At 72.5% G+C, this 20,095-nt stretch carries 17 protein-coding genes; 15 read left to right on the top strand and 2 right to left on the bottom strand.

Going from position 1 to position 20,095, the window contains the following annotated elements; all coding sequences use genetic code 11:
* Positions 1-43: 43 nt before the first annotated feature.
* From ACTWP8_RS11855 to obgE, 5 genes are all read left to right on the top strand, one after another.
* Entirely contained in the window at positions 44-844 is an 801-nt protein-coding gene (locus ACTWP8_RS11855) for a TIGR03936 family radical SAM-associated protein (RefSeq protein WP_443322100.1), read from the top strand.
* Positions 845-1,061: 217 nt separating this feature from the next.
* Positions 1,062-4,757, top strand: a complete 3,696-nt coding sequence (locus ACTWP8_RS11850) for an Rne/Rng family ribonuclease (RefSeq protein ID WP_443322099.1) — start codon at positions 1,062-1,064, stop codon at positions 4,755-4,757.
* A 302-nt stretch (positions 4,758-5,059) separates the two neighbouring features.
* Positions 5,060-5,380: a 50S ribosomal protein L21 gene (rplU, locus tag ACTWP8_RS11845; protein ID WP_443314814.1), complete on the top strand. Its 321-nt coding sequence runs from the start codon at positions 5,060-5,062 to the stop codon at positions 5,378-5,380.
* A gap of 14 nt (positions 5,381-5,394) precedes the next feature.
* Positions 5,395-5,652 (top strand): 50S ribosomal protein L27, encoded by a 258-nt coding sequence (gene rpmA / locus ACTWP8_RS11840; RefSeq protein WP_443314815.1) that lies wholly within the window; start codon positions 5,395-5,397, stop codon positions 5,650-5,652.
* A 144-nt stretch (positions 5,653-5,796) separates the two neighbouring features.
* Positions 5,797-7,233 (top strand): GTPase ObgE, encoded by a 1,437-nt coding sequence (gene obgE / locus ACTWP8_RS11835; protein WP_443314816.1) that lies wholly within the window; start codon positions 5,797-5,799, stop codon positions 7,231-7,233.
* A gap of 145 nt (positions 7,234-7,378) precedes the next feature.
* Here obgE and ACTWP8_RS11830 read toward each other — a convergent pair whose 3' ends face one another.
* The gene (locus ACTWP8_RS11830) at positions 7,379-9,457 is read right to left on the bottom strand and encodes a hypothetical protein (RefSeq protein WP_443322098.1); all 2,079 of its coding nucleotides are present in this window, start codon (positions 9,455-9,457) and stop codon (positions 7,379-7,381) included.
* Between the two features lie 392 nt (positions 9,458-9,849).
* Between ACTWP8_RS11830 and proB the strand changes: the two genes are divergently transcribed.
* The 5 genes from proB to ACTWP8_RS11805 all read left to right on the top strand — a co-directional run bounded on the left by proB (position 9,850) and on the right by ACTWP8_RS11805 (position 14,997).
* A complete protein-coding gene (gene proB / locus ACTWP8_RS11825; RefSeq protein ID WP_443322097.1) occupies positions 9,850-10,995 on the top strand; it encodes a glutamate 5-kinase in 1,146 nt (381 codons plus the stop codon).
* A 198-nt stretch (positions 10,996-11,193) separates the two neighbouring features.
* Positions 11,194-11,709: a hypothetical protein gene (locus ACTWP8_RS11820; RefSeq protein ID WP_443322096.1), complete on the top strand. Its 516-nt coding sequence runs from the start codon at positions 11,194-11,196 to the stop codon at positions 11,707-11,709.
* A 130-nt stretch (positions 11,710-11,839) separates the two neighbouring features.
* Positions 11,840-13,144, top strand: a complete 1,305-nt coding sequence (locus tag ACTWP8_RS11815) for a glutamate-5-semialdehyde dehydrogenase (RefSeq protein WP_443322095.1) — start codon at positions 11,840-11,842, stop codon at positions 13,142-13,144.
* Positions 13,145-13,213: 69 nt separating this feature from the next.
* Complete coding sequence (locus ACTWP8_RS11810) at positions 13,214-13,834, top strand: SCO2584 family spore wall biosynthesis protein (protein ID WP_443322094.1); 621 nt, start codon at positions 13,214-13,216, stop codon at positions 13,832-13,834.
* A gap of 77 nt (positions 13,835-13,911) precedes the next feature.
* On the top strand, positions 13,912-14,997 hold the full coding sequence (locus ACTWP8_RS11805; RefSeq protein WP_443322093.1) for an SCO2583 family membrane protein: 1,086 nt from the start codon (positions 13,912-13,914) through the stop codon (positions 14,995-14,997).
* On the opposite strand, the gene ACTWP8_RS11800 is transcribed toward ACTWP8_RS11805, so the two are convergent.
* Positions 14,966-16,081 carry a M48 family metallopeptidase gene (locus ACTWP8_RS11800; protein ID WP_443322092.1) on the bottom strand — a complete coding sequence of 372 codons (1,116 nt, stop codon included), beginning with the start codon at positions 16,079-16,081 and terminating at the stop codon, positions 14,966-14,968. The two genes, ACTWP8_RS11805 and ACTWP8_RS11800, sit on opposite strands and share 32 nt — an antisense overlap.
* Before the next feature lie 152 nt (positions 16,082-16,233).
* Here ACTWP8_RS11800 and ACTWP8_RS11795 point away from each other — a divergent pair, with 152 nt between their 5' ends.
* The 5 genes from ACTWP8_RS11795 (at position 16,234) to ACTWP8_RS11775 (ending at position 20,004) form a co-directional block, all read left to right on the top strand.
* Complete coding sequence (locus tag ACTWP8_RS11795; RefSeq protein WP_443314824.1) at positions 16,234-16,401, top strand: hypothetical protein; 168 nt, start codon at positions 16,234-16,236, stop codon at positions 16,399-16,401.
* 18 nt (positions 16,402-16,419) lie between these two features.
* A complete protein-coding gene (nadD, locus tag ACTWP8_RS11790) occupies positions 16,420-17,043 on the top strand; it encodes a nicotinate-nucleotide adenylyltransferase (protein WP_443322091.1) in 624 nt (207 codons plus the stop codon).
* A 22-nt stretch (positions 17,044-17,065) separates the two neighbouring features.
* Positions 17,066-18,844 (top strand): LCP family protein, encoded by a 1,779-nt coding sequence (locus ACTWP8_RS11785; RefSeq protein ID WP_443322090.1) that lies wholly within the window; start codon positions 17,066-17,068, stop codon positions 18,842-18,844.
* A 72-nt stretch (positions 18,845-18,916) separates the two neighbouring features.
* The gene (rsfS, locus tag ACTWP8_RS11780; protein ID WP_443314827.1) at positions 18,917-19,354 is read left to right on the top strand and encodes a ribosome silencing factor; all 438 of its coding nucleotides are present in this window, start codon (positions 18,917-18,919) and stop codon (positions 19,352-19,354) included.
* Positions 19,351-20,004: a histidine phosphatase family protein gene (locus ACTWP8_RS11775; protein ID WP_443314870.1), complete on the top strand. Its 654-nt coding sequence runs from the start codon at positions 19,351-19,353 to the stop codon at positions 20,002-20,004. Before rsfS ends, ACTWP8_RS11775 begins: the two co-directional genes overlap by 4 nt.
* The last annotated feature ends 91 nt before the right edge of the window (positions 20,005-20,095 follow it).

The following is a 20,095-nucleotide window of genomic DNA, read 5'->3' as shown; positions in this document are numbered from 1 at the left end:
TCTGGGCAAGCGACAGCCCGAAGGCCCTCCGCCCGCGCCCGCGGTGCAGCGCATCCGACTGCGCTACACCAAGCGCGGCCGCCTCCGGTTCACCAGCCACCGCGACTTCCAGCGCGCCTTCGAGCGGGCGCTGCGCCGTGCCGAGGTGCCCATGGCCTACTCGGCCGGTTTCACGCCGCACCCGAAGGTGTCGTACGCCAATGCCGCACCCACCGGCACGGGCAGCGAGGCCGAGTATCTGGAGATCGCCCTCACCGAGCCGCGCGACCCCGACAAGCTGCGCGAGCTGCTCGACGAGTCGCTGCCGACCGGGCTCGACGTCACCGACGCCGTCGAGGCGCGGACGTCCGGTCTCGCCGACCGTCTCGGCGCGTCGGTCTGGGAGCTGCGGCTCGACGGGGTCGGGCTGCCGGAGACCCAGCGGGCCGTCGCGAGCTTCCTCGCGGCGGAGTCCGTGGAGGTCGAGCGGCGTACGAAAAATGGATTGCGCACCTTCGACGCGCGTGGTGCGGTCGCGCGCCTCGAGGCGGTCGAAGGGGCGGCTGATAGGCCCGGGGAGGGGGCCTGTGCGATACTGCGGCTGGTTGTCCGGCATTCGACACCTGCCGTACGACCCGACGACGTCCTGTCCGGTCTCCGAGCTACGGCCGACCTGGCGCCGCCGGTCCCCGCTGCGGTGACCAGGCTGGCGCAGGGGCCGCTCGATGAGGAGTCCGGCACGGTGACCGACCCGCTCGCGCCCGACCGCGAGGCAGTCATGGCCGCCCCACCCACGGCCGCCGGGCTGACCGCCGCGACAGGAGCATCGCCCGCTCGCGGGGGAGCGCCGGAAGGTTCCGCGTAGGACTCGTCGATGTGCCGTCGATGCACCAGGGAGCCACCCGGGTCCGGCAGGCGCACTGACACAGAAGACTTTCGCCGGTGCCGGCCACATGGCCCCGGCGAGTGACACATAGCTCCCGTGTGGCGCCCGCGCCCCGGACAGCGGCACCGCGCACATCACGCGGGCCGCGGCCGGAATCCGGCGCGGCGCCCGGGAGCGTGACGGGAGAACCGCCCGCATGCTTGAGCCGATCGAGCCCAAGGAGGCGGCGCTGGGCAGCGCCGCCGGGGACAGCTCAGAGAACAACAGCCCCAGTGACCACCTGCCGCCGCGGCGCCGCCGCGCGGCGTCCCGCCCGGCGGGCCCGCCGCCCGGCGGCGCGACACCGGACCCGGCGGGACCGGTGGGATCGATGGGGTCCACGGACCCGGCGTCGGCCATACCGGCCACGGGGTCCGCTGCCGAGGAGACCACAGGCGTATCGGAGGCGGTCGCTGCTGCTGCGACGACCGAGCCCGTTGCGACCGGCGTCGGCGACGCCGCCGTCGCGTCCGCGACCGGTGACGTCTCGGGCGAGGCCGCTGATGCGGAGGAGTCCGCAGCCGCAGAGCCCCAGGCCGCTGGTGCGCAGGACACGGAGTCCGGGGCATCCGGCGTCGTGCCTGCCGCCGAGGCCGTCGCATCCGGTGAGGCCGCGGACGAGGCGAAGCCCGCTCGTACGCGCCGCCGCGCGACCCGCAAGGCGACCGCTCCGGCGGGGCCGCCCCTGGTCGAGGAGACCGAAGCGGCCGAGGCCGCGGAGGACCTGACGGCCGCCGCGGCCGATGCCGGAGGCGCCGGGTCGGGTGAGGCCGCCGAGGAGCCCGCGGTGGCCGCTGCCGCCGTGGCCGGCGAGCCCGCCGAGGCCGCGGCTGCCGCGTCCGGTGACGCCGCCGAGGACAAAAAGCCCGCCCGTTCGCGTCGGCGCGCGACCCGTAAGGCCGCCGCGCCTGCCGCTGAGGCCGCCGCGGAGGAGGTCGCGCCGGAGAGCGGCGAGGCCGCACCCGCCCCGGCCGAGGAGGCCGAGGCGCCCCGCGGTCGTACGCGCCGCCGCGCCGCCCGTAAGACGACCGCCGAAGCCGAGCCGCAGGCGGCAGCGCAGGCCGAGGAGCCCGGCGAGGCCCGGGAGCCCGAGTCCGCGCCGGAGGCGAAGTCGCGGCGGAGGCGCCCGCCGACGGCCGTCTTCCAGCCGCCGGTGTTCACCGAGCCGATGTTCCAGACGCCGGAGCGTGCCGCCGCTGCCGCCGCCGAGGCGGCCGAGTCCGGCGAGGAGCGGGACGAGGAGCTCGAGCAGGAGGAGCCGCGGTCCGCCGCCACCGGCCGCCGTCGCCGCCGCCGTGGCGCCGCGGCGGAGGAGGCCGCCCCGGAGCCCGCCGAGGCCGCGGAGGAGCAGACCGAGGCCGAGGCGGAGACCGAGGAGGCCGCGGAGGAGTCGGGCGACCGCCCGGCCCGCCGTCGCCGCCGCGGCGGGCGCCGCCGTCGTCGTGGCGAGCCCGCCGATGCCGCGGAGACCGCCGAAGGCGAGTCCGAGGAGCGGCCCGAGGCCGGAGCGGAAGCGGAAGAGGCCGCGGAGGAGCGGGAGGCCGAGGAGGAGGCCGCCACCGGCGCCGGTACAAGCACCAGCCGCCGTCGTCGCCGTCGTCGCCGCCGCAGTGGCGACGCCGCCGATGCCGAGCCGACTGCCGACGAGCCGGAGCGTACGGTCGTCAAGATCCGCGAGCCGCGCCCCAAGGCGGAACCGGCCGACGAGGTGCAGTCCATCAAGGGCTCCACCCGCCTGGAGGCCAAGAAGCAGCGCCGCCGCGAGGGTCGCGAGCAGGGCCGCCGCCGCGTGCCGATCATCACCGAGGCCGAGTTCCTGGCCCGCCGCGAGGCCGTCGAGCGCGTGATGGTCGTGCGCCAGAACGGCGACCGCACCCAGATCGGCGTGCTCGAGGACAACGTCCTCGTCGAGCACTTCGTCAACAAGGAACAGGCCACCTCGTACGTCGGCAACGTCTACCTGGGCAAGGTCCAGAACGTCCTGCCGTCCATGGAGGCCGCGTTCGTCGACATCGGCAAGGGGCGGAACGCCGTCCTCTACGCCGGTGAGGTCAACTTCGAGGCGCTGGGCATGGCCAATGGCCCGCGCCGCATCGAGACCGCGCTGAAGTCCGGCCAGTCGGTCCTCGTCCAGGTCACGAAGGACCCGATCGGTCACAAGGGCGCCCGGCTGACCAGCCAGGTCTCCCTCCCCGGCCGCTACCTGGTCTACGTGCCCGAGGGCTCGATGACCGGCATCAGCCGCAAGCTCCCCGACACCGAGCGCTCCCGCCTGAAGCAGATCCTCAAGAAGATCGTCCCCGAGGACGCGGGCGTCATCGTCCGTACGGCCGCGGAGGGCGCGAGCGAGGAGGAGCTGCGGCGGGACGTCGAGCGGCTGCAGGCGCAGTGGGAGGAGATCCAGAAGAAGTCGAAGAACGGCAACGCGCCGACCCTCCTCTACGGCGAGCCGGACATGACCGTCCGCGTCGTCCGCGACATCTTCAACGAGGACTTCACCAAGGTCATCATCAGCGGCGAGGAGGCCTGGGAGACCATCCACGGCTACGTCTCGCACGTCGCGCCCGACCTCACGGAGCGGTTGCAGAAGTGGTCGTCCGACGTCGACGTCTTCGCCACGTACCGGATCGACGAACAGCTGATGAAGGCCCTGGACCGTAAGGTCTGGCTGCCGAGCGGCGGTTCGCTGGTGATCGACCGGACCGAGGCCATGGTCGTCGTCGACGTCAACACCGGCAAGTTCACCGGTCAGGGCGGAAACCTCGAGGAGACGGTCACCAGGAACAACCTGGAGGCGGCCGAGGAGATCGTGCGCCAGCTGCGGCTGCGCGACCTCGGCGGCATCATCGTGATCGACTTCATCGACATGGTGCTCGAGTCCAACCGGGACCTGGTGCTGCGGCGGCTGCTGGAGTGCCTGGGCCGGGACCGTACGAAGCACCAGGTCGCCGAGGTCACCTCGCTCGGCCTGGTCCAGATGACCCGCAAGCGGGTCGGCCAGGGGCTGCTGGAGTCCTTCTCCGAGACCTGCGTGCACTGCAACGGGCGCGGCGTCATCGTCCACATGGACCAGCCGACGGTGGCCGGCGGCGGGGGCGGCGGCAAGCGCAAGCGGAAGGGCAAGGGCCCGGCCCAGCCCGAGCCGACGCCCGCGCACGCGCACGAGCACGAGCCGGAGGTCATCGAGGCCGAGGCCGAGACGGCGCCCGAGGTGGTGGCGGAGCCGCGGCCGGAGGTTCCCGAGCCGAGGCCGCTGCCGGAGCCGGCGTTCGCGCCGGACGAGGAGCTGTTCAGCAGCGCCGCCGAGGCGGAGGCAGCGGCCACCCGAGGCCGTACGCGCCGCCGGGCGACCCGCAAGGTGTCCGCACCCGCCGGGCCGCCGAAGGCAGCGGAGGCGGCCGAGGAGGCGGCGGTCGTCGTCACCCCGGCCCGTGAGACCGAGCCCGAGGCGGCAGCGGCCGAGGAGCCGCGGCCGAAGCCGGTGGCCGCGGAGGAGGCCGAGGAGCCGAAGCCCGCGCGGGCCCGTCGCCGGGTGACGCGCAAGGCGACGGCACCGGCGGGCTCGCCGAAGGGTGCGGACGAGGCCGCGGTGACGGTCGTACCGTCCGGCGAGGGCGAGGAGCGCCCGGAGACCGGGGACGAGGAGGCCGCGGCTTCGGCGAAGAAGACGGCCCGCAAGTCGGCTGCCAAGAAGGCGGCGGCGGAGAAGGCCACCGCCAAGAAGGCCGCGGTGAAGAAGACCACGGCCAAGAAGGCGGCCGCGAAGAAGACGACGGCCAAGAAGGCCGCGAAGAAGACGATGGCGGCGGACCAGTCCGCCCCGACCGTCTCCTCCCCGGCCGACGAGTCGTAGCACCGCGACGCCGCCCGCCTGCGCCCCTTCCGGGGCCAGGCGGGCGGCATGCCCTGCGGGCGGCCACGCCCGGTGCCGCGACCCCGGCCCGGAGTCGGCCACCCCGGCGAGGGGATCGGTTTGACCGGCCGGTCGGGGCCCCGTAATCTTGACCGTCGGCGTCTGTACGCCAACCCCTGAGCAACTCCCTCTCGGCTCCGCCGGGAGAGGCCGCTCGTCCTTCCGGATATCGCGGGCTCCTGAGCCCGTGTGAGCGGCTGGCGTCATGGGTTCCCGTTGAACGAGCAGAGAGTGAGATCCGCGTGTACGCGATCGTGCGCAGCGGTGGCCGCCAGCACAAGGTGGCTGTCGGCGACATCGTTGAGGTTGACAAGATTCCCACCAGCAACGTGGGCGACACGGTCGAGCTCTCGACCCTGCTCGTTGTCGACGGTGAGGCCGTGACCAGCGACCCGTGGGTGCTGGCCGGGATCAAGGTGCAGGCCGAGGTCGTGGACCACCACAAGGGTGCCAAGATCGACATCCTGCGCTACAAGAACAAGACCGGTTACCGGCGTCGCCAGGGCCACCGCCAGCAGTACACGGCGCTGAAGATCACCGGCATCCCCACGGCTGCGAAGTAAGGGACTGAGGAGAGATGGCACACAAGAAGGGCGCATCGTCCACTCGGAACGGTCGCGACTCCAACGCTCAGCGGCTCGGCGTGAAGCGCTTCGGCGGCCAGATCGTCAGCGCCGGTGAGATCCTGGTCCGCCAGCGCGGCACCCACTTCCACCCGGGCACCGGCGTGGGCCGTGGCGGCGACGACACGCTGTTCGCCCTCGCCGCCGGCGCGGTCGAGTTCGGCACCAGCCGTGGTCGCAAGGTCGTGAACATCGTCCCGGTCGCTGAGTAATCAGCCCGGCGCGACACAGCACCTTTTCCGAGGGCGGACCGCTCTTCCCGGCGACGGGAAGCGGGTCCGCCCTCGGCGCGTTAGCAGAACGACATTCCGTACGCATCGGGCGTACGCCGTAGAACGTAACGGGAGGCAATCCGCATGACCACCTTCGTGGACCGCGTCGAGCTGCATGTCGCCGCGGGTAACGGAGGCCACGGCTGCGCCTCCGTGCACCGCGAGAAGTTCAAGCCGCTCGGGGGCCCCGACGGCGGCAACGGCGGCCGTGGCGGCGATGTGATCCTGGTCGTCGACCAGTCGGTCACCACGCTCCTCGACTACCACCACAGCCCGCACCGCAAGGCCACCAACGGCAAGCCCGGCGAGGGCGGCAACCGCTCCGGCAAGGACGGTACGGACCTCGTACTCCCCGTCCCCGACGGCACCGTCGTCCAGGACAGGCAGGGCAACGTCCTCGCCGACCTGGTCGGGCACGGCACCCGCTTCATCGCCGCCCAGGGCGGCCGCGGCGGCCTCGGCAACGCCGCGCTCGCCTCCGCCCGCCGCAAGGCCCCCGGCTTCGCGCTGCTGGGCGAGCCCGGCCAGGCGGGCGACGTCGTGCTGGAGCTGAAGACCGTCGCCGACGTGGCGCTGGTCGGCTACCCGAGCGCCGGCAAGTCCTCGCTGATCTCGGTGCTCTCGGCCGCCAAGCCGAAGATCGCCGACTACCCCTTCACCACCCTCGTCCCCAACCTCGGTGTGGTGACGGCCGGTTCGACCGTCTACACGATCGCGGACGTGCCGGGGCTGATCCCGGGCGCCAGCCAGGGTAAGGGCCTGGGCCTGGAGTTCCTGCGGCACGTCGAGCGCTGCTCCGTGCTCGTACACGTTCTGGACTGCGCGGCGCTGGAGTCCGAGCGCGACCCGGTCACCGACCTCGATGTGATCGAGGCCGAGCTGGCGGAGTACGGCGGTCTCGACGGACGGCCGCGGATCGTGGCCCTCAACAAGACCGACATCCCCGACGGCAAGGACCTCGCCGACATCATCCGGCCCGACCTCGAGGCCCGCGGCTTCCAGGTCTTCGAGGTGTCCGCGGTCTCCCACGCCGGTCTGAAGGAGCTGTCCTTCGCCCTCGCGAAGATCGTCGCGGACGCGCGGGCGGCGAAGCCGAAGGAGGAGGCGACCCGGATCGTCATCCGGCCGAAGGCCGTGGACGACGCGGGCTTCACGGTCACCGGGGAGAGCGGCTTCTACCGGGTGCTCGGCGAGAAGCCCGAACGCTGGGTCCGGCAGACCGACTTCGCCAACGACGAGGCCGTCGGCTACCTCGCGGACCGGCTGAACCGCCTCGGCGTCGAGGAGGAGTTGATGAAGGCCGGGGCCCGGGCGGGCGACGAGGTCGTCATCGGGGGCGGGGACGACGCGGTCGTCTTCGACTGGGAGCCGACGATGGCGACGGGCGCGGAGATGCTCGGGCGGCGCGGCGAGGATCACCGCTTCGAGGCGCCGCGGCCGGCCGCGCAGCGCCGCCGCGACCGCCAGGCGGCGCGCGACGAGGTCCAGGACGAATACGAGGACTTCGACCCCTTCGCGTAGCCGTGCCCTCGCCGGCGGGCCGATCTCGCCGTGGTGTGGGCATTCGTTCCGCGGGGCACCCCCATCGCCCCGCGGAACGAATGCCCACCACCGGGGTGCCGCTGTCCCAAGCCTCGGGAAGAGGGTGCTGCCCGCCCGGCGATGGCTACGCGTTGACGGAGTCCTCGGCGCTCGCGTCCAGCTCCGCTTCCTCCTCCGCGCCGTCGGCCTCCCGCTGACCCGGGATCTCGCTCGCCAGGCGCGCCTCCATCCGGGCGCGGCGCTCGTCCGCCTTCGTGGCCAGCGCCTGCGCCGCCCGGTCGAAGCGTACGAGGGACGGCGGCTCGGAGGGCCCGAGCAGGTGCTCCTTCAGCTCCGCGCGAGCAGCGACGAGCGTGTCCTTCTCGGGGTGGCGTACGGACTCCAGCAGCGCCGGGACGCTCTTCGCCTTCGGCTCCAGGATCGTGGCGGCCCGCACCGTCGGGAACCCGGTCCTGAAGTCCTCCTCCGACAGCCCCGTGGTGTTCGCCACCGCGTACGGCTTCTCGCTGGTCAGGTAGTCGGAGACGACGCTCGACACATCGCTGATCAGCAGGTCGGCCTGGTTGAAGCAGGTGTAGATCGCCGGCCGGGGGGTGGTGATGATCTGGTGCTCCCAGTCCGGGAAGGACGCCCAGTACGCGACCTCCCACGCCGCCGTCGCCTCGGCGACGGCCGCCGCCCGGCCGGTGTCCGGGGCGCCCTGGAGCAGCATCCGCTCCATCTCGTCCGCGCCAGCCCGGAAAGCGGTGCTGGTGAGCCGGTCCAACTCGGCGGTGCGTCGGGCCAGTTCGGCCGCGGCCTCGGGTCCCGGCCGCTCACCGCCGCGCGCCGCGTTCGCCTCGGCGATCATCGCCTTGATGCGCTCGTTGGCCAGCCCCGCGCGCGGGTCTACGGAGCCGGTCATCGGGTGCGGCTTGTAGAGCAGCCGCACCTTCGGGTCGGCGAGCAGCTCGCGGACGATGTTCTCGCCCGCCAGGATCACCGAGGTGTTGCCGGGGTCGTTGGTCCAGCCCTCCCAGGTGGGGGCGTACAGCACGGTCGTGTACGGACCGGTCGACGCACCCGCGTACGGCCGGATCGGGGCCAGCTGCGGGCGGCCCACCTCCACGACGTCCTTGTCCTCGACGCCGATGTCCGCGAGCTGGTAGCGCTCGCGCGCCGCCGCACCCGCCACCCACACCTCGTCGTACGCCTTCGCGTACGGGTTGCAGCTGGACAGCTTGTCGCTCTCGCCGTGGTTGATGAACGCGTGCTTGATCGACGGAATGCGCAGCACCTGCGAGGTCTTGCCCGAGTTCGCCGGGTGCAGCAGCAGCTTCAGCGTCGAGTGCTCCAGATGCATCAGGTGCGCGACCTTGGGGATGCAGACGATCGGCACGTCCGTCGCGTCGATCTTCTGCACCATGAAGCGCTCGCGCAGCACGATGAGCGGCTTGCCGTCGAGCGCGGCGAGCGTCGAGAGCCACATGTTGGCCTGGTACGCGGACGTGGTGCCGCCGGAGAAGTACATGCCGACGGTCGGCCGGTACTCGGCCAGCCACGCGTCCAGCCACTCCAGGATCTTCTGCTCGCTCGCGGGCCGCTTCCCCGGCAGCAGCCAGGTGCCCAGGTGGATCGTTCCGGCGCCGGCGAGGCAGAGCGCGAGACCGAGCCCGATGCCGCCCCAGTACGCGTCCGTGGTGGCCGCCGTCGCCAGCAGGCCCGCCGTGGCCGGCACGGAGAAGGTCAGCAGCCGGTGGCCGGGGCGGCGGGCCAGGATGCGCGGCGGGGCGGCCACGAGACCGAGCGCGGAGGTGTCGATGTTCCGGGTGACGATCGGCAGCGCCCGGCTGCGCCGCACGAGCACCGCGACCGCCTGGCAGGCGAAGTGCAGCAGGTAGAAGCCGAGCAGCGCGATGGTGAGCGGGGACTGCTCGCTCAGCGGGTTGATGCCGTCGATGCGCAGCAGCCCGACGAGAATCAGCATGTCGCGCAGCAGTTGACGCACCGTGACGTCGAACCGGATTCTGCCCAGCAGCGAGAGCAGCCCCGGCTGCTTGTGCTGCAGATAGAGATCGAGGGCGAGGCCCGCAGCGGAGGCGGCGACGAAGGTCGGCACGTTGGGCAGCAGTGCGCCCGCGAGTTGGGCCGTGAAGGCCGCGAACATCGCGAGCAGCGCGGAGAGCTGCACGATCCGGCGGGGGGCGAGTCCGGCAGAGGGCACGGGCTGGGCTCCTGGGCTGGAGGCGATCGGATGGGGGAGGGCCGTCAGGGGCGGCCGGCCTCGCACCAACACCACATGAAGCGGTGGTGACGGGAGGACGACCCCTGACCGTATTGCGTGCGCCACCCGCATGACAATCTGCCGTGACCCCTATCACCACGAATCGGGCCATAGCCAGTGAACCAAATGGCTGACTGTGTCATCCGCCACCCCGGCGCGCCCGTTCTCCGCCGTGCCGCAGCCCGCGTCGTACGCCGCGTCGTCCGCCGCGTCGTCCGCCGCGTCGTACGCCGTGCCGTCCGCCGATCGGACCGCTCGCCGCGGCCCGGCCCCGCTGACGTAGATTGCGAGGCGGAGAGCTCGGTGGATCAGTGGAAACAGTGGGGACGCAGGTGTCAGGGGCAGCAGGGTCAGCAGCGGTACGGGACGGGGTCGCGGCCGCCCGCAGAGTCGTGGTCAAGGTCGGCTCGTCGTCCCTGACCACCGCGGCCGGAGGGCTCGACGCCGACCGCGTGGACGCTCTCGTGGACGTCCTGTCCAAGGCCCGCAGCGGCGGAGAGAAGGAGATCGTGCTCGTCTCCTCTGGCGCCATCGCCGCCGGGCTCGCGCCGCTGGGCCTTCGCCGCCGCCCCCGCGACCTGGCCAGGCAGCAGGCCGCCGCCAGCGTCGGCCAGGGCCTGCTCGTGGCCCGCTACACCGCCTCCTTCGCGCGCTACGGCGTCCGCGTCGGCCAGGTGCTGCTGACCACCGACGACACCAGCCGCCGCGCCCACTACCGCAACGCCTACCGGACCCTGGACAAGCTCCTCGCCATGGGTGCGGTGCCGGTCGTCAACGAGAACGACACGGTCGCCACCGACGAGATCCGGTTCGGCGACAACGACCGGCTCGCCGCGCTCGTCGCCCACCTCGTACGGGCCGACCTGCTCGTTCTCCTCTCGGACGTGGACGGTCTCTACGACGGCGACCCCACCAGCCCCGGCACCTCCCGCATCCCCGAGGTCACCGGACCCCAGGACACGGAGGGCATCGCGATCGGCAGCGCGGGCAAGGCCGGGGTGGGCACCGGCGGCATGGTCACCAAGGTCGAGGCGGCCCGGATCGCCGCGGCCGCGGGCATCCCGGTCGTCCTCACCTCCGCCACGCACGCGGCCGACGCCTTCGCGGGCCGCGCCACCGGCACGTACTTCCACCCCACGGGGCGCCGCTCCGCCAACCGGCTGCTGTGGCTCGCCCACGCCTCCACCCCGCGCGGCGCGCTCACCCTGGACGACGGCGCCGTACGGGCCGTGGTCCAGCGCCGTACGTCGCTGCTGCCCGCCGGAATCGCCGCCGTCGAGGGGGACTTCAGCGCGGGCGACCCGGTCGAGCTGCGCGATGCCGAGGGGCGGGCGGTCGCCCGCGGTCTCGTCAACTTCGACGCCAAGGAGATCCCCCTGCTCCTGGGCCGCTCGACCCGGGATCTCGCGCGTGAGCTCGGCCCGGCGTACGAGCGGGAGGTCGTGCACCGGGACGACCTGGTTGTGCTGGACCACTGACGGACGTCATCGGCGGAGGTTCGGTGAAAAGTCCCGTCATTCCACGGTGACCTTCCGGAAAACCGCCCGAAGCCAGGCGCCAGGCTGGTCAACTTTGATGCACGGACATCGCATCGCGCTGCGGTGTCCCGCGGACGACAGCACGACACGGCTCCGCCTGCGCACGAGCGGAGCGCCGAGCACAGCAGGAGGCCGCCGGTGAGACGAGGGCGCCCAGGGGCGTTGCCCCGAGGTGGCACCACCCACCCCAGAAGGGCTGCGGGGGAGGAGCGGGCACTGGCCAGCGTGGGCGCGGAGGAAGGCGCCGAGCGGCGGGCCGGGCCGGCCGTCGGTGCCGGGCAGGAGCGGGAGCCGGAGACCCGCGAGCGCGGGGTGTCCAAGCTGTGGCACATCACGCTCAGCGTCTCGGGCGAGGAGGCCCCGCTGAAGGAGGTCAGGCGCTCCCTCGAGCAGCTCGCCCACGACCACCCCTTCCTGCTGACCAGCCGCTACGCCAACGACCACGCCGAGATCCGCTACTGGGAGGAGGCGCGCGACCTTCACGACGCGGCCGCCGTCGCCCTCCGACTCTGGGGCGAGCACCGCGCCACGGCCAAGCTGCCGCCCTGGGAGATCGTCGGCCTCGAGGTCATCGACCGCGAGACGTACCACCAGCGCATCGCGGAGGGCTACGGCCCGCCCCCGGCCGCCCGCGTGGGCGTCCACCCCTACTGACGGCCCGTACCGACGGCCCGTACCGACGGCCCGTCCTGGGGGCCGTTTCCCCTCCCGCAGCGGGCAGCGGACCGTCTCGCAGAGCGGGACATAGGGCGGGTGTGCCCCGCGGCTCAGTACGCTGCTAGGCATGAGCAGCGACTTCCCCTCCCCTCTGGCGGACCCCACGCCGAAGTCCCCGGTCATCCACGCCGCCTACAAGGCCCGCGACGCGGCGCAGACCCTGGCGACCCTGCCACGGGCGGTCAAGGACGACGCGCTGCTGGCGATGGCCGACGCCCTCGAGGTGCGGACGAAGGAGATCGTCGAGGCCAACGCCGAGGATGTCGAGCGCGCCCGCGCCGCCGGGACCAGCGAGGCGATCGTCGACCGGCTGACCCTGACCCCCGAGCGCGTCCGGGCCATCGCCTCGGACGTACGGGACGTGGTGGCGCTGCCCGACCCCGTCGGCGAGGTCGTGCGCGGCTCCACGCTCCCCAACGGCATCGACCTGCGCCAGGTCCGCGTGCCGCTGGGCGTCGTCGGGATCATCTACGAGGCCCGGCCCAACGTCACCGTTGACGCCGCCGCGCTGTGCCTGAAGTCGGGCAACGCGGTGCTGCTGCGCGGCTCCTCTTCCGCGTACGCCTCCAACAAGGCCCTGGTGACCGTCCTGCGCGACGCCGTCGGCGGGGCCGGGCTGCCCGCCGACGCCGTACAGCTCGTGCCCGGTGAGAGCCGCGAGTCCGTACGCGAGCTGATGCGCGCCCGCGGCATGGTCGACGTGCTGATCCCGCGCGGCGGCGCCTCCCTGATCCGCACCGTCGTCACGGAGTCCACGGTCCCGGTCATCGAGACCGGCACCGGCAACTGCCACGTCTACGTCGACGCGCAGGCCGACCTCGGCATGGCCGTCGACATCCTGATCAACTCCAAGGCGCAGCGGCCCAGCGTCTGCAACGCCGCCGAGACCCTCCTCGTCCACCAGGACATCGCCGCGGAGTTCCTGCCGCGGGCCCTGGACGCGCTGGCCGAGGCCGGGGTCACCGTGCACGCCGACGAGCGGGTGCTGGACGCCGCCGAGAAGGCCGGCACGAAGGCCACCGTGGTGCCGGCGACCGTGGAGGACTGGGAGACCGAGTACCTCTCGTACGACATCGCCGCCGCCGTCGTCGACTCCCTCGACGCGGCCGTCCACCACATCCGGCTGTGGAGCTCGGGGCACACCGAGGCGATCGTCACGACGTCCCAGGCCGCGGCCCGCCGGTTCACCCGTTTGGTGGATTCCACGACGGTCGCGGTCAACGCCTCGACGCGGTTCACGGACGGTGGCCAGTTCGGCTTCGGTGCCGAGATCGGCATTTCGACGCAGAAGCTGCACGCGAGGGGCCCGATGGGGCTGCCGGAGCTGACGTCGACCAAGTACCTGGTGACCGGCGACGGTCACACCCGGTGACCTGATCAGGCAGGTCCGTATTTCGGTCTCGGCCTGCCCAAACTGTCCCGTCGGCCGTACTCTGGACGGGTGCCGGACGACGTGGGGGGCAGGCCGTTCCCGGACGGCGACGAGCCCGACAGTCACAGCCACGGGGCAGCGGACGAAGAGTTCGCGTCCGTGGTGTTCGACGAGGACTTCGTACGGTCCGCGCGGATCCATGAACCCACCGCGGTCGAGCGCATGCTGGCCGCGGCTCAGGCGCGCGCCGAGGCGGAGGCCAGGAGGTCCCGCGCCGGCTCAGGCCCCGCCGAGGAGGAGTTCTACGACGACGGGTTCGACCCCGACGACCCGGACGCGGACTTCGCGCGGCACGACGGCGACGCCTTCGAGCAGGACCCCGACGGCGAGGGCTACGGCCCGTACGGCCGCTACGGCGGCGCCCTCGGCCCCTACCGCAGCCACGCCCGCTGGCACCGCCCCGTGGCCTGGGTGCTCGCCGTCGTGATGGGCATTGGCATGGTCGCGCTGGCCTTTGCCGCGGTCTACCGTGGAACTGCGGGCAGCCGGCAGGAACCGGCGCCGCCGCCCGCCACAAGCGGGGTGGACGGACCGCAGGTGGGGCAGCTCACCGGGCAGCCCGGAGGAGTGCCGAGACCCGAAGCGGACTCCGCCGCACCGACCGCTTCAGCCGTGCCGCGTGCCCACTGACAGACCGCTGAGCATTCGTCAGAAGTTGTCGCGCAGCAGGGCGTTTACCTGGAAGCCTTCCGACCTACTCTGAAGGTATGGCCGGGCCTGGAGAGCCACCTGAGGGGACACCCGAGGGCGTTCCGGGAGGTGGAGAGGACGAGTACCGATCCGTCGTATTCGACGAGTCGTTCGTCCGCGCTGCCCGGCTCCAGGAATTCTCGGCCCAGGAGCGCCTGGACGACCACGCGCCCGCCGTGCGCAGCCGCCGCCCCTGGTCGCGGGCGCGCGGATCCCGGCAGGCCCTGGTCCTGGTCATCCTCATAGCCCTGGCCTTCGCCACGGCGATCTACATGGGCGTACGCCACCCCTACCAGCAGCAGGCCCTGCGCGCCGCTGAGCCGCTGCGGTCCAGCGTGATACCGCTGGCCCCGCAGGGCCGCGTTCCCGGCGGGGCGCCCGCGGACCTCTTCGAGCGCAGCCCGGCCGCCACGTACAGGTCGGGGGCCGAAGGGGTCACGCTGCCCGCTGCCCGCGCCACCAGGAGCTTCTCCGAGAGCCAGGTGCTGGCCGCGCTCGAGTCCGCCAAGGAGTACGTCGTGCGGTCCGCCCTCGACCCGGACGTGCTGACCGGCGGCGCCGTGCGGTCCGTGCGCGTGCTGCTCGACCCGGGCCAGCTGGGCCAGTTCGACCGCAGCCTGGAGCGCCCGTCCGACGACGGGCGGCACGCGGCCACCGGCTGGCTCATACGCTTCGACCCCGCCCAGGTGGCCCTGGCCGACCCGAAGATTCGGGTCCACGGCAGCCTGGACGTCTCGGAGAGTGGCCCGGACCAGCTGGAGGTCACCGGCGACCACACGATCGTTTACGCGGTGCGGGCCGCGCCGAGCGGCTCGGACGCGTCCGATGAGGCCTCGCTGTTCACCGTGCGCCGCGAGGTGCGGCTCCGCTTCGACCGCGACGACCTGCGGGACCACCGCGTCGAGGTCGTCCAGAGCTACCTCCAGGCGGGCCCGCTGGCCTGCGCCGCCGACCCCGCGGGGCAGCTGCGGCCGCTGCTGGCCGGGCAGAGCGCCAAGGCGGACAGCCCGGCGGGCACGGATCCGTATGCGCCGGGCCGGCCGACCGCCGCGGTGTGCGGGGTGCTGGCGCCTAGGGCTCCGTCGGCCCCTCAGAGCCCGTAGCGTCATCCCTGGGCGGGTTGCCCCCGGACGGCTTGTTCCCGGGCCCGGGAGGGGGGCCGCCCGGGCGGCCGGTGAAGGCCTCGCGCAGCTTCCCGCCCAGGTCCCCGGCCCCGCCCGCGATGTCCCGCACCAGCGCCATCAGCGGGTCCTTGCTGGTCCGCACGGTGTCGGCGTAGTGGTTCGCGTGGTCCTTGAAGGAGTCGGAGACCGACGCGTCCTTGTCCCCGTCCCGCCGCAGGTAGTGGCCGTCCATGATCCGCTGGTAGTCGCGGCCCGCCGCCCACTTCTTCAGCTCGGCTGCGCGCACGGTCGTGAACGGGTGGCTGCGCGGCAGCACGTTCATGATCTTGAGGACGGAGTCCCGCAGGTCGCCGCCCGCCTCGTACTCCTCGGCCTGCGCCAGGAACGCGTCCACGTTCATCTGGTGCAGATGGTGGCCGCCCGCAAGCTTCATCAGGCCGCGCATCGACGCCTGCAGGTCCTGGCCGACCAGGAGCCCGGCCCGGTCCGCCGACAGCTCGGACTTGCGGAACCACTCGCGCAGCGCGGTCACGATCGCCATCACCGCGATGTTGCCCAGCGGGATCCAGGCGACCTTGAGTGCGAAGTTCGTCAGGAACAGCAGGATCGTGCGGTAGACGGAGTGCCCGGACAGCGCGTGGCCGACCTCGTGGCCCACGACCGCCCGCATCTCCTCCTCGTCCAGCAGCTCCACGAGCCCCGTGGTGACCACGATGATCGGCTCGTCCAGGCCGATGCACATGGCGTTCGGCTTCGGGTCCTGCGTCACGTACATCGGCGGGACCTTCTCCAGATCCAGGATGTAGCAGGCGTCCCGCAGCATGTCGTTGAGATGCGCGAACTGCTGGTCGCCGACCCGCACCGAGTCGGACAGGTACAGCAGCCGCAGGCTGCGCTCCGGCAGCAGCCCGCTCAGCGCCTTGAAGACGGTGTCGAAGCCGCTCAGCTTGCGCAGCGCGACCAGCGCCGATCGATCGGCGGGATGCTCGTACGCCCGGGAGGAGATCCCAGGGAAGCGCCTGCGGTCGCGGCTCGGTACGCGCTCCTGGCTGTGCTCGGTCATTGCCTGGCCCCCTTGTCGGCCTCGCTGTGGCCCGTCCCCCCGGTAGACCCCACCCTAGGCCCAAAGGTTGCGATCGCCCGCTTACGATGAGGGCGCTACGTACGCGTCCGCGCGTTCCACGCCCGATCACGAACTGGATAGGCCTGCCGACGATGAGTCTTCCCAGCAGCACCGCCCACGCCCTGGTCACGCTCGCCTCCGAGGGTGGCGAGCACAGTGGGAACCACGAGAGCCTCAGCCCGTACCTCACGGGCGGCGGCGCGCTGTTCGCCCTGCTGCTCCTGCTGTGGATCACCACCCGCTTCAATCGGGACCGCTGAGCCGTAGGCTCGGCACGCATGGAAGACCAGGGAGGGGCTGTGACCGGTCCGGTTAAGCGGCGACTCGGTGTGATGGGCGGAACGTTCGACCCGATCCACCACGGTCACCTGGTCGCCGCGAGCGAGGTGGCCGCGCAGTTCCACCTCGACGAGGTGGTGTTCGTGCCGACCGGCCAGCCCTGGCAGAAGAGCCACCGGGAGGTGTCCCCTGCCGAGGACCGCTATCTGATGACGGTGATCGCGACCGCGTCCAATCCACAGTTCTCGGTCAGCCGCATCGAGATCGACCGCGCCGGCAAGACGTACACCATCGACACCCTGCGCGAGCTGCGTGAACTGAACCCCGACACCGATCTCTACTTCATCACCGGGGCCGACGCGCTGGCCCAGATCCTGACCTGGCGGGACGCCGAGGAGCTGTTCTCGCTGGCGCACTTCATCGGTGTGACCAGGCCGGGGCATACGCTCAACGACCCGGGACTGCCGGACGGCGGCGTCTCGCTGGTCGAGGTTCCGGCGCTCGCCATCTCGTCGACGGACTGCAGGGCGAGGGTGGCGGCGGGGGACCCCATCTGGTATCTGGTGCCGGACGGGGTGGTGCGCTACATCAACAAGCGCGGGCTGTACCGGGACGCCGGATAGCCGAGCACTGGAAGGGGCACCTGTGAACGACGCACACTCCGGGCGGCACCATGCCGAGGGTGGGCCCGAGCGTGGCCAGGACCCCTACGGACAGCAGTACTACGACCCCTACGCGCAACAACAGCAGGAACCGCCGCCGGGTTACGCCTACGACCCGTACACGCAGCAGTACTACGACCCGTATGCGCAGCAGCGCCCGCAGCAGCCTCAGCAGCCGCCGCCGCCACCCCCACCGCGGCAGCAGCCGCCACCGCCGCCACCCCCACCGCGACAGCAGCCGCCACCGCCGCCGCCACCGCGACAGCAGCCTCAGCAGCAGGGATACGGCTACGACCCGTACGGCCGCCAGCCTCAGCAGTCCCAGCAGCCACAGCAGTACTACGACCCGTATGCCCAGCCGCAGCCCCAGCCGCCGGCCCGGCCGCCGCGGCCCCCGCAGCAGGCCCCGCCCCGGCAGGCCCCCGCGCCGCAGCAGACCCAGCAGCAGCCGCGGGTCCCGCCCCAGGCGCCGCCGCGGGGCCGCGGGCCGGACCCGTCCTCCCGGGACTACCAGACCGAGCAGTTCTCGTTCATCGAGGAGGGGGACGAGGACTCCGAAGACGTCATCGACTGGCTGAAATTCGCCGAGACCCGCACCGAGCGGCGGGACGAGCGCAAGCGCAAGGGGCGCAACCGCGTCGTGGCGCTCGTCGTGCTCCTCGCCCTCGCCCTCGCGGGCGGCGTCGGCTACCTCTGGTACGCGGGCAAGCTGCCGGCCCTTCCGGGATCCGACCCCGGCCCCCAGGCGGCAGGCGGCCCGCAGAAGCGGGACGTGATCGTCGTCCACCTGCGGAACACCAAAGGCGGCGGCAGCTCAACCGTGCTGCTGGTCGACAACGAGACCACCAAGAAGGGCACCACCGTCCTGCTGCCCAACTCCCTGGTGCTCGGCACCGACGACGGCGCCAGCACCACCCTCGGCAAGTCCGTCGAGGACGAGGGCACCACGCCCACCCGGGACGCCCTCGGCACTCTCCTCGGCTCGGACATCCAGGGCAGCTGGCGCCTGGACACCCCGTACCTGGAGAACCTGGTCGAGTCGGTCGGCGGGATCGATGTCGACACCGACACGACCGTGCCGGGCGTGAAGAAGGGCGACGACCCGCTGGTCAAGCCGGGCAGGGCGCAGACGCTGTCCGGGCAGGCCGCCGTCGCCTACGCCACCCACCGGGCGCGCGGCGAGGAGCGGAACAAGCAGCTGCTGCGCTTCGGTCAGGTCATGCAGGCCGTCCTGAAGAAGATCTCGAGCGACCCGGACGCGGCGACCACGACCGTGCAGTCGCTCAATCAGATCCCGGACCCGTCGCTGACCGAGAACCAGCTGGGCGCCTCCCTCGCCCAGCTGGCCGAGCAGGCCAAGGGCGGCGCGTACGAGACGGCGCTGCTGCCGGTGCAGCCGGACGGGACGCTCAGCGAGCGCACCGCCGAGAGCGTGGTCAAGAACGTCCTGGGCGGGAAGGTCAGGAACGCCGACCCCGACGCGGCCCCGCGGGTGAGCGTCCGGAACGCCACCGGCGACCGGAAGGCCGCGAGCAGCGCCCAGGTCGCCCTGGTCAACGGGGGCTTCACCTTCGTGGACGGCGGCGCCGCGGGCGCCGCGCAGACCGCCTCGCAGGTGACCTACGCGGACCCGGCGCAGGCGGAGAAGGCCAAGCAGGTCGCCAGGACCCTGGGCCTGCCGGACAGCGCGGTGAAGAAGGGCAAGGGCGCGGCCAACGCGGATGTGACGGTGGTGCTCGGTCAGGACTACGAGGCCGGGTAGGAAACCGGTCGGGTGCTGTCGGCGGGCCGTGAGACCCTGGAGGGGAACCTGATCCCGAAGGAAAGCTTGCTCGTGACCGCCACTGACCGCTCCATCGAGCTGATCAACGTCGCCGCCCAGGCGGCCGCCGACAAGCTCGCGCACGACATCATCGCGTACGACGTCAGCGACGTTCTGTCGATCACCGACGCCTTTCTGCTGGCCTCGGCGCCCAGCGACCGCCAGGTCAAGTCGATCGTCGACGAGGTCGAGGAGCGGCTGCAGAAGGAGCTGGGAGCCAAGCCCGTGCGCCGCGAGGGCGACCGCGAGGCCCGCTGGGTCCTGCTGGACTACGTGGACATCGTGGTGCATGTGCAGCACAGCGAGGAGCGGGTGTTCTACGCGCTGGAGCGGCTGTGGAAGGACTGTCCCCAGCTCGGACTTCCGGAGGACGCCCTCGCCACCCACGGCAAGGCGGAGGAGTACGCGAAGCGGCAGGCCGCCGACGACCTGGACGGAGACCTGCTCTGAACGGCACGAACAGCGCCCGTGGCCGCCGCGTGGTCCTGTGGCGGCACGGCCAGACCGCCTGGAATCTGGAGCGCAGGTTCCAGGGCTCGACCGACATCGAACTGACCGAGACCGGCATTGCCCAGGCGCGCCGGGCCGCCCGGCTGCTCGCGGCGCTGAAGCCGGACGCGATCGTCGCCTCCGACCTGAAGCGTGCGGCGCACACGGCCGCCGAGCTGGCCGCGATCACGCGCCTCGAGGTCACGCACCACGAGGGCCTGCGAGAGACCTACGCGGGCGTCTGGCAGGGCCTCACGCACGAGGAGATCGTCGAGAAGTACGGCGAGGAATACGCGGCGTGGAAGCGCGGCGAGCCGGTGCGGCGCGGCGGCGGCGAGCTGGAGACCGAGGTCGCCGAGCGGGCCGCTCCGGTCGTCCAGAGCCATGTGAACAAGCTGCCCGACGGCGGCACGCTGGTCGTGGTCAGCCACGGCGGCACCATCCGCACCACCCTCGGCAGGCTGCTCGGCCTCGAGCCGCGCAGCTGGGAGGCGCTGGGCGGCCTGGCCAACTGCTCGTGGTCGGTGCTGGGCGAGGGCGTGCGCGGCTGGCGACTGATGGAGCACAACGCCGGATCGCTGCCGGAGCCGGTGCTCGGCGACGACGACTGAGGCCACGCCTGAGGGGAGGCCTGGGGCGGGGGTGGGCCGAGGGCTGGGACGGCGCCCAACGGATTTCCGTTTCCGGCCGGTCACCCGTTAA

The sequence above is a fragment of the Streptomyces sp. 7N604 genome (assembly GCF_052245475.1).
In the GTDB taxonomy this organism is placed as follows: domain Bacteria; phylum Actinomycetota; class Actinomycetes; order Streptomycetales; family Streptomycetaceae; genus Streptomyces.
Note: the sequence above shows the minus strand (reverse complement) of the source record. Positions and strands in the feature narration are given on the sequence as shown.

What these genes read in the sequence shown, in the direction of transcription:
- ACTWP8_RS11850 (WP_443322099.1), top strand. Translation starts at nt 1,062, where the DNA reads ATGCTTGAGCCGATCGAGCCCAAGGAGGCGGCGCTGGGCAGCGCCGCC.
- rpmA (WP_443314815.1), top strand. Translation starts at nt 5,395, where the DNA reads ATGGCACACAAGAAGGGCGCATCGTCCACTCGGAACGGTCGCGACTCC.
- obgE (WP_443314816.1), top strand. Translation starts at nt 5,797, where the DNA reads ATGACCACCTTCGTGGACCGCGTCGAGCTGCATGTCGCCGCGGGTAAC.
- ACTWP8_RS11815 (WP_443322095.1), top strand. Translation starts at nt 11,840, where the DNA reads ATGAGCAGCGACTTCCCCTCCCCTCTGGCGGACCCCACGCCGAAGTCC.
- ACTWP8_RS11805 (WP_443322093.1), top strand. Translation starts at nt 13,912, where the DNA reads ATGGCCGGGCCTGGAGAGCCACCTGAGGGGACACCCGAGGGCGTTCCG.
- ACTWP8_RS11800 (WP_443322092.1), bottom strand. Translation starts at nt 16,081, where the DNA reads ATGACCGAGCACAGCCAGGAGCGCGTACCGAGCCGCGACCGCAGGCGC.
- ACTWP8_RS11795 (WP_443314824.1), top strand. Translation starts at nt 16,234, where the DNA reads ATGAGTCTTCCCAGCAGCACCGCCCACGCCCTGGTCACGCTCGCCTCC.
- nadD (WP_443322091.1), top strand. Translation starts at nt 16,420, where the DNA reads ATGGAAGACCAGGGAGGGGCTGTGACCGGTCCGGTTAAGCGGCGACTC.